This window comes from Pseudonocardia pini (assembly GCF_013870575.1).
In the GTDB taxonomy this organism is placed as follows: domain Bacteria; phylum Actinomycetota; class Actinomycetes; order Mycobacteriales; family Pseudonocardiaceae; genus Pseudonocardia; species Pseudonocardia pini.
On record NZ_JACBXB010000240.1, the window covers coordinates 1 to 7,161 of the forward strand.

General features: G+C 73.8%; 5 protein-coding genes and 2 pseudogenes. 4 read left to right on the forward strand and 3 right to left on the reverse strand.

The annotated features are described in order from the left end of the window. A pseudogene (locus H5J29_RS15310) lies at nucleotides 1-305 on the forward strand (enoyl-ACP reductase); the annotation flags it as partial. On the opposite strand, the gene H5J29_RS15315 reads toward H5J29_RS15310, so the two are convergent. The 3 genes and pseudogenes from H5J29_RS15315 to H5J29_RS36735 all read right to left on the reverse strand — a co-directional run. Next, nucleotides 302-2,446, reverse strand: a complete 2,145-nt coding sequence (locus H5J29_RS15315) for a DEAD/DEAH box helicase (RefSeq protein ID WP_181781635.1) — start codon at nucleotides 2,444-2,446, stop codon at nucleotides 302-304. The pseudogene H5J29_RS15310 and the gene H5J29_RS15315 sit on opposite strands and share 4 nt — an antisense overlap. Before the next feature lie 379 nt (nucleotides 2,447-2,825). Further along, on the reverse strand, nucleotides 2,826-2,954 hold the full coding sequence (locus H5J29_RS36730) for an alpha/beta fold hydrolase (RefSeq protein ID WP_246393906.1): 129 nt from the start codon (nucleotides 2,952-2,954) through the stop codon (nucleotides 2,826-2,828). Nucleotides 2,955-3,018: 64 nt separating this feature from the next. Next, nucleotides 3,019-3,411, reverse strand: a pseudogene (locus H5J29_RS36735) (alpha/beta fold hydrolase); the annotation flags it as partial. 206 nt (nucleotides 3,412-3,617) lie between these two features. On the opposite strand from H5J29_RS36735, the gene H5J29_RS15325 reads away from it, so the two are divergent. From H5J29_RS15325 to H5J29_RS35870, 3 genes are all read left to right on the forward strand, one after another. Continuing rightward, nucleotides 3,618-4,919, forward strand: coding sequence for a glycosyltransferase family protein (locus tag H5J29_RS15325; protein WP_181781637.1), 1,302 nt, complete (start codon nucleotides 3,618-3,620; stop codon nucleotides 4,917-4,919). Nucleotides 4,920-5,395: 476 nt separating this feature from the next. Continuing rightward, a complete protein-coding gene (locus H5J29_RS15330) occupies nucleotides 5,396-6,928 on the forward strand; it encodes an ABC transporter substrate-binding protein (protein ID WP_181781638.1) in 1,533 nt (510 codons plus the stop codon). Between the two features lie 16 nt (nucleotides 6,929-6,944). Further along, entirely contained in the window at nucleotides 6,945-7,067 is a 123-nt protein-coding gene (locus tag H5J29_RS35870; protein WP_281375993.1) for a hypothetical protein, read from the forward strand. Nucleotides 7,068-7,161 lie beyond the last annotated feature (94 nt).

A 7,161-nucleotide genomic window follows, 5' to 3' on the forward strand; every position in this document is an offset into this window, starting at 1 on the left:
CCCTGCTCGAGCGGGTGCTCCCGAAGCCCGGCACCGGTCCCAGCGAGCGGACCCGCGCCCGGGGCTTCTTCCGGCACGTCCTCACCGGCACCACGGTCGACGGCAGGTCGGTCACCGCCACGGTGGCGGGCTCGGGCGACCCCGGCTACGCCGCCACCGCGGTGATGCTCGGCGAGAGCGCCCTCTGCCTCGCCCTCGACGCCGACCTCCCCGACCGTGCGGGCTCCCTCACCCCCGCGACGGCGATGGGGCTCCCGCTCGTCGAACGCCTCCGCAAGGCGGGCCACACCTACGAGGCCTGCTAGGCAGGCAGGGCCTCCGACAAGGCGTCCGTCAGCAGCGCGACCAACGCCGCGTGCTGCACGTCGGCCGAGGACCCGACCTCCTCCTCGGAGCCGTCGAGCGCCTGGGCGGCGAGGCCCGCCTTGCTGTCGATCAGCCCCGCGATCCGGGCGTCGATCGTCTGCGCGGCGATGATGCGCCACGCGGTGACCGGCTCCGTCTGGCCGATGCGGTGGCTGCGGTCGATGGCCTGCGTCTGCTCCGCCGCCGTCCAGGACAGTTCGGCCAACACGATGTTGGAGGCGACCTGCAGGTTGAGGCCCACGCCCGCCGCCGTCAGCGAGCAGACCGCGACGGCGACCTCCGGGTCGGCGACGAACGCGTCGATGTTCTTCTGCCGCACGGTGGGTGTCTGGTCGCCGCGGATCGAGGAGAACCGGACGCCCTGCCTGGCGAACAGCTCCTCGGCCGCGTCCATCACGTCGACGTGCTTGGCGAAGAACACGACCTTGCCCGCGCTGCGTGCGAGCTGGGCGGCGTAGTCGGCGGCGAGGCCGGCCTTCGCCTGGCCGATGCGGCGCATCATGCTGAAGACGTTGTCGCCGTTCGACGCGGCGGTCGCGTCCTTCTGCTCCCACCGCGCCACCCGGCGCACGAGATCGTGGTCGATGCCCTCGACGGGCCCGGACCCGCGGGTGACCAGCGCGTCCTCGTAGCGCGCCACCATGCGACGGGCGAGGTCCCGCTCGGCCGCGCGGATCGAGCGGCCCGCGGCCCCGTCCAGCTCCACGGGCAGGTCGGCGATGCGCCGCGCGGGGATGTCCGCGGCCACGTCCACCTTCCGGCGGCGGACGATGCCCTGGTTCACCACACTCTGCCGGGCGGCCGCGTAGAAGCCCGGGTCGGCGGGGTTGAGCCCGGTCACGGTGAGGGCGTCCATGAGGTCGCCGCGCGGCTTGGTCTCGTCGATCCAGCCGAGGAACTGCCAGATCGCGAGGAAGTCCTCGATGTCGTTGATCAGCGGGGTGCCGGTCAGCGCCATCAGCAGCGGGCGCGCGGTGAAGGACCGGATGCGGTCCGACAGCTCGAGCACGTGCTGCGAGCGCTGCGACGACTTGTTCTTGATGAAGTGCGCCTCGTCGACGACCATGCCGCGGAAGCCGAAGTCGCCGAGCCAGCCCACGTGCCGGTCCAGCACCTCGTAGTTCACGACGACGATGTCCGCGAAGCCGTCGATCGAGTCCCCGTTGCCCTGGATCACGGTGGCGGGGCGGCGCGGCGACCAGAGGCCGGCCTCGCGCAGCCAGTTCGTCTTGACGACGTTGGGCACCACGACGAGCAGCGGGTAGGCGTTCGCCGCCTCGGCCGCGATGAGGGCCTGGGCCGTCTTGCCCAGCCCCGGCTCGTCCGCGAGGAGGAAGGTCCGGTGGCCCTGCTCGGCCGCGGCGACCAGGCGCGCCTGGTGCGGCATGAGCTCCAGCCCCGCCGGGACGCGGCGCGACGACGGGAAGGGCAGGTCCATGCAGGCCGACGCCCCGCCGCCCGCGCGCTCGAAGGAGCGCAGCAGCGGGCCGAGGAGCTCCCAGCCCGCCAGGGGTGTGGGCCGCGGCGTGTTCGGCCGGGCGGCCGAGAAGTCGGGGGCGAGGAAGGGGTTGGCCAGCTGCCGCGAGACGACCGACTGCGGCACCACCCGCGGCTTGGCGGGCGCGGCGGGGACCTCGACCGGCGGGGCCTCCTCCTCGACCTCGGTCTCGATGCCCGCCTTGCGGAGCACCTGCCTGGTGAGCGACCGGGCCTCGTCGGACACGACGGCGTCCTCGGACAGCAGGGCCAGCAGCCCCTGGTCCCGGACGGCGGTCATGGCGAGGGTCTTCGCGATCTCGTCGAGCCGCTTGAGCTGCTCGGTCCGCTGCCGCTCGGTGCTGTTCTCCGCGGCCTTGACCCGGGTCCGCTCCTCGCGCAGCAGCAGGGCCACGGCCTGGAACTTCGTGCGCGTCGCCGGGGTCACCCGGCCGCTCCGCAGGGCGGACTCGACCTCGCGGACCGAGCGCGCCAGGACGGACAGGACGTCCCCGGCACCCTCGCCGCCGCCGTCGCGGCCGCGTCGTCGATCCCGCGGGGCGCCGCGGCGAGCCCTGGTCTGGGGCTGGCCTCGTCGAGCCAAGAACTCCTCCTCCGGAACACCCGGCAGGGCCGTGGCGGCCGTGCCGAGCACAGTGCTGTGCTCGGGTGACGGGCGTCGCGGGGAGGAGCCGGAACGGCCCCTCCGAGACGCGACCCGATACCCGTCGATCCTCGGGAGATCGCGGCCGCCGGGCCGAACAGGGTCGACGGTCACGGTGCCCGGAAGTGAAGGACCGTGCCGGACGAGTAGCACCCAGCGGGGTCAGATCTCGCAACCACCATACCGCCACGAGAACGCAGGCGCGTCGCGGCGCGCGCGGAGCGAGGTGGCGTTCGTCTCCGGCAGGCCCGGTGGAGGGGTGGCCGACTCGGTGTCCGGGTGGGTGTCGTGGACGGATCCGACAGGCGGGCCGGGCGCGTCAGGGGCGGAGGAACTCGACGATCACCGCGTTCGTGGCGGTGGGGTCCTCCTGGTGACAGAGGTGCCCGGTCCCGGGCACGACGACGACCCGGGACCCCGCACTCCGCGCGGCGATCCGCTCGTGCACCGACCCCTACCGCACTCGTCAGCGCGACGCGGGCGCGCTCGGCGGCCGTGCGCGGCGCGTGCTGGTCGTAGCACCCGATCAGCACGAGGCGCTCGACCCGCTCGGGGTGCCGCCAGGCGAGCTCCTGCGCCAGGTGCGAGCCGAAGGAGTGGCCGACCACCGTGACCGACCCGACGCCCTGGTCGTCGAGCAGGGCGAGCAGGTCGCCGACGATCCCCTCGAAGTCGGCGGTGACGCCCGCGGCGAGGACCGACCGGCCCTGTCCGCGCAGGTCGGGGAGCAGCAGGTCGTCGCCGGTATCGAAGGCGGGGAGCTGGGCGTCGAACGTGTGGTGGTCGGCGCAGGCGCCGTGGAGGAACAGGACCCAGCGGCGACCCTCCCCGGGGCGGTGACAGACCGGCGTCCGCGCACCCTCCCGTTCCACCGCGAACCTGCGCAGGGCCGTCGCCACCCGCATCGCCCTCCCGGCCCTGGCGTGTCCTCGGATCCGGCCGCGCCGTCCCGCTCCCGGGCCGTCCACAGCCGAGGCTAGTCGACCGGGGCTTTCGAGCGGACCACCTCGGACGGCCCGCTCCGATCACGGCCCGACCGCCGTGCCAGGAGCCTCGTGGGTCACCCGACCCGGCGCCGTCGAGCACGGAGCCACGGCTAGGTTCACCCCACATGGAGCCCACGCGCGACCTCACCGATCCCGGACAGAACGAGGCGGTGCTCGAGTTCGCGGCCGCGCTCCTCGACGACGACGAGACCTCCGTGCCGGTGGCCGTCGCCGCGGAGGCCCGGGCCGTCGCGGACTCGCGCCGCAGGCTCGCCGCGCTCACCGGCCCGGTCCACCTCACGGTCGTGTGGGCGATGTACGGCGAGACCGGCCGCATGGCCACCCGTGCGGAGCACCCGCACGGCGAGGACTTCGTCCGGGTCAAGGTCCAGCAGCTCGACTGGCTCACCGCGGGGCTGCCGGGGGTCACGTGGAGCATCCTCGCCGTCGACGACGGGTGCCCCGACCAGCCGTCGAGCTCGGAGATGATGGCCGGGACCGCGGTCGCCGAGGGCTATCCCACCGAGGGCCACCGGGCCGTCGCGGTCATCCGCCTCGCCGACGTCATCGCCCACGGCCCGTCGATCGGCCCCGCCTTCGATGCCCTGACCTCGCCGGACCAGTCCCGCAAGGGCGGCTCGATCCTCGCCGGGCTCGCGACCGCCGTCCGAGCGGGGACGGAGGCACGGCACGTCGTCTGCTACACCGACGCCGACCTCTCGGCGAACCTCGCCCTGCTGGGCTCGCTCGCCGCCCCGATCGTCGAGGGCGACGGTGTGGTCGCCGCCCTCGGGCAGCGCTACGGCATGGACGGTGCGGTGCTGGTCAAGGCCGACGGTCCCTCGGTCGAGCCGCACAGCACCGGCGACAAGCCGGACAAGCTGATCGTGCTGTTCCGGCACTTCGTGCGGGCCGTGCTGGTGCCGGACCTGGCGCACGTGCTGGACACCCAGGCCGGGTTCAAGGCGTTCGCGGCCGACGCCCTGGGCCCGGTGCTGGGGCGGATGACGTCGTTCAACGAGACGTTCGACGTCGAGCTGCTGATCCTGCTCGCCCAGATCTACGGGGCCCAGGCGCTGGCCGTCGAGCCGATCGTGTTCACCGAGGACTTCGCGGCCACCAACTTCCCCTCGGTCGACCCCGGGCAGCGCCACCTCACGATGGTGTCGCAGGTGGTGGAGGTCTACGACCGGCTGGTCGCCCCCGTCGCGCCCGCCTCCGGCGAGGCCGCCCAGCTGCTCGACCTGCTGCGCACGCTCGACCTCGACGGCTACGTCCGCCTCATCGAGCAGCTCCGCGCCGACGACGCCGGCGACCCGACCCTGTTCGACCGCCGCTGGTCGGTCGCGCACCTGCGCGGGATCCTCGAGGACACCGACCTCACACCGGACGGCACGCCGATCATCGGCGAGGACCTCGGGTCGTAGGGCTCGGCGGATCGCCGGCGCGTTGGGCGGCGACCCCACCCCGCCCGGGACGTTCAGTGGCGCGGAGGTGAACTGGAAGGTCCAGCGCCCGTCCGCCACACAGGCCGCGGCGAGGTCGTCGAGCCAGAACAGCTCACCGAGCGGCATAACGCCAGGACCATCCGGCGCCCCAGGCCGCGGCTGCCGCCGGTGACCAGCGCGGTCTTGCCGGTGAGGTCGAACAGATCGGCGATGCTCATGCGTTGACCGAACCCTTCAGCGTGTCGTCGGCGATGACGTCCGCGGAGCGCGCGGGCCGCCTCCAGTGGCAGGCCCACAGCTCCTGCTTGCCGACCTCGTCCTGCAGCGGCTCGAGGATCGCGCGGGACTTCTGGTTGCGGACGTCGTACGGGTCCCGCAGACGGCGCTACGTGCGCCCCGACCGTACGGTACGACACTCTGGACGACAAGAACGACGTTCTGTACGGTCGGAACCTGTGACCAAGCCTTGGCGATCTGCGACGCTCGCCGCCCTCCTCGTCGTCCTGTGCGCCTGCGGGAGTCCGGCCCCGCCCGCCGCGGACCCGACCCTGCGGGTCGCGCTGAACTACGCGCCGACCACGGTGGACCCGCACACGGTCTCGTCCCCCGCGGCGGCGATCACCTACCTCGGCCCGCTGTACGACCGCCTCACACAGATTGGGCCGGACCTGCAGGTGCAGCCGATGCTGGCCACGGCCTGGACCTTCGCCCCGGACGGGCGCAGCGCCGACTTCACCCTCCGCGCCGACGCCACCTTCGCGAGCGGGGCTCCGGTGGACGCCGCAGCCGTCGCGGCCAGCCTCGACCGCGCGCTGACGGTGCCCGGGTCCACCGCCAGGGCCGGCCTGTCGATGATCGAGGGTGTGGAGGTCGTCGACCCGGCCACGGTGCGGGTCCGCACCACCCGCCCCGCCGCCGACCTGCCCTACGCGCTGGCCGGCGTCGAGTGGTCGGTGATCGACCCGGCCGCGAGGGAACGACCCGACCTGGACCGCGTGCCCGCCGGGTCCGGTCCGTACACCCTCGGCAGCCTCGTCGCCGACGACCGGATCGTGCTGCACCGCCGCGAGGGCTACTGGGACCCCGCGGCCCAGCAGGTGGCCCACCTGGAGATCGTCGGTGTGGCCAACGACTCCACGCGGATGAACGGCCTGCGCTCCGACGAGTTCGACCTGATGATGACCACGGCCGGGCAGTTCGACGAGGTCGACGCGCTCGGGTCCGGGTTCACCACCCACTCGTACCCGCCCGCGAGCACGTACACGGTCTTCCTCAACACCGCCCGCCCGCACCTGTCCGACCCTCGCGTCCGCCAGGCGCTGAACTTCGCGGTCGACCGCGCGTCGATCGACGCGTTCCTGCTCGACGGGCGGTGCGCGCCCGCGTCGCAGCCGCTCGTCGCGGTCTACCCGGGCCACCTGGAGCCGCCGCCGGTCGCGTACGGCCACGATCCTGCGCGGGCCCGGGCGCTGCTGGCCGAGGCGGGTGTGCCGGAGGGCACCGAGCTGCGGCTGCTCGTGCCCGCGGGGCTCTCGCTCTACGAGCGGATCGGCGCCGCGGTGCAGGCGCAGTTCGCCGAGGTCGGCATCCGCGCGGTGCTGGAGCAGCAGGCGTCCGCGCAGATCTTCGCGAGCTGGACCGGCGGCGGGTACGACGGGTTCGTCAACGTCCGCACCACGCGGCCGACGGACGCGATGACCCTGCAGGCCTCCTACCTCAACCCGAACCGCTACCCGGGCCCGACGCCCGCGGGGTTCGCCGAGTCCGTCGTCCGCGCCTTCGACCCGGGCCTCGACGAGGCCGCCCGGCTCGGCGCGGTCCGGGAGGCCTCGACGGTGGGTGCGGTGGGCGCGCTCGACGTGTTCCTGTGCTCCACCCCGGCGATGTGGACCGCCCACGACCGGGTGCGCGGCGCCGACACGATGGGCGCCTCCTACTACACCGCCTTCGGCGACCTCCGCGGTGTCGGCCTGAGCGGGGACGAGTGATGGGCTCGGGCTCACCGTGAACGCCCTCGCGACCCCGATGTGCCCCACCACGCGTTCGACGATGAGCGCCGACCGGCTCGCTGCGCACGACGCCGGCCTGCGGCGGCCCGTCGGCGGGGGCATGACCATGGTCCGCTGAGCGGGCCCCATCCTGAGAAGGAGAACCCACCGTGTCCCTCGTGACGAGCAGCGACGAGCTGGTCGGACAGCTGACCGAGCGCACCGCGCGCGCC

Bases quoted from the DNA above. Each gene is read 5' to 3' on its own strand.
- H5J29_RS15325 (WP_181781637.1), top strand. From the start codon at position 3,618: ATGGAGCCCACGCGCGACCTCACCGATCCCGGACAGAACGAGGCGGTG.